Origin of the sequence: Rhizobium sp. TRM95796 (genome assembly GCF_025779995.1) — a bacterium.
In the GTDB taxonomy this organism is placed as follows: domain Bacteria; phylum Pseudomonadota; class Alphaproteobacteria; order Rhizobiales; family Rhizobiaceae; genus Rhizobium_E.
Genome location: NZ_JAOXHE010000032.1, coordinates 1 through 1,214 on the forward strand (window position 1 = coordinate 1; position 1,214 = coordinate 1,214).

General features: G+C 58.6%; 1 protein-coding gene and 1 tRNA gene. One reads left to right on the plus strand and one right to left on the minus strand.

Annotation, left to right across the window (positions count from 1 at the left end; genetic code table 11):
- Positions 1 to 77 (plus strand) — tRNA-Met (locus tag OCK01_RS26375).
- Here the strand turns inward: OCK01_RS26375 and OCK01_RS26625 are convergent.
- Entirely contained in the window at positions 34 to 1,065 is a 1,032-nt protein-coding gene (locus OCK01_RS26625; RefSeq protein WP_412179074.1) for a zinc ribbon domain-containing protein, read from the minus strand. The genes OCK01_RS26375 and OCK01_RS26625 overlap by 44 nt on opposite strands.
- Between the last annotated feature and the right edge of the window lie 149 nt (positions 1,066 to 1,214).

The window sequence follows — 1,214 nt, forward strand, 5'->3', positions numbered from 1 at the left end:
CGCGGGGTGGAGCAGCCCGGTAGCTCGTCAGGCTCATAACCTGAAGGCCGCAGGTTCAAATCCTGCCCCCGCAACCACTGAAACTTGCAAATTCCGCCACCTGGCTTTCTTCTCTTCAAGGTCGTCAGCCATGGCCCTGAGGAGATCTTGGCGTTTCTCCTCTGTACCCAATCTGCCTGCGTCTTCAGCTTCAAGAAACCAGCCCCAGTGGATCGACTTCAGCTGCTTCTCGAGCATTGTCGTCACTTCCATCGCGGCCAGGATGCTGGCAATACGGCCGTGAACTTGAAGGCTTGCCGGTTCGTGCCCGGGCATCGGGCCGACCACGACCTTCTGGATGAGCTGCCTGACGATGTCCACAAGCGGCTGCTTGGTCTCCGTGTCCGCATAATTGCGCAGATAGTGCAGCATGACGTTGAAGATATACTCCACCGACTCCGGCTTGGTCTCCTCGTAGAGGCGGTCGAGTTGAGCCTGGAGATCAGGACTTTCCGCTGCTTCATCAGCCGAAAGCTGAGCGGTTAGCTTCTGTCGTTCGCCTTCGAGATTATCGAGCATGTCGTCGAGCGCGGCGAGGGCAGGGCGGCCCGCCGCGGCTCGGTCGGAAATCTGCTGGATGATGTTCTTCTGCTGAAGCGTGACAGCAGCGATCTCGGTAGCCAGCTTCTCGGACTTCTGCGGTTCGGCTCTCAGTTGGGCCTCGAGGCGCGCCCGCGAGCCTGCGCTGACCCGCTTAAAAATATCCATTGAGAAGAATGCCGCCGGCAGCACGTTGATGATGCGCTCTTCCAGGTTCTGGCGAGTAATGGTCTTCTTGTTGCCGCAGCAGGCTCCGCCAAGGTCATCGATCGGCAGGCGCTTTTTGTGGTTCGTGCAGCCGTAGCGATCCTTGCCCATGATCGCATAGGGACCGCCGCATTCGGCGCATTCCAGCAACCCGCTCAACAGATAGGACGGCCGATGTGTAGCGTTCAGCCGGTTCGTCGTCATGTGAGCGAAATGCTCCTTCACCTCAGCCTGCTTGCGCTTGACGCGCGCCCAAAGCTCGTCGCTGACGATCCGCATCTCCGGAACGTCACTCACAACCCATTGGTCGCTGGCATTGGTCTGCGCCGTGCGCTTCTCCGATTCAGGGTTAGAGGTGGTTCGGGAAAATTGAACAGTTGAGATAAGTGGCTTTCGGCTTTTGAACACGGCAGTATGCCGGCAACAGG

Coding starts and splice junctions, on each gene's coding strand:
- OCK01_RS26625 (WP_412179074.1), bottom strand. CDS start 1,065: ATGCGGATCGTCAGCGACGAGCTTTGGGCGCGCGTCAAGCGCAAGCAG.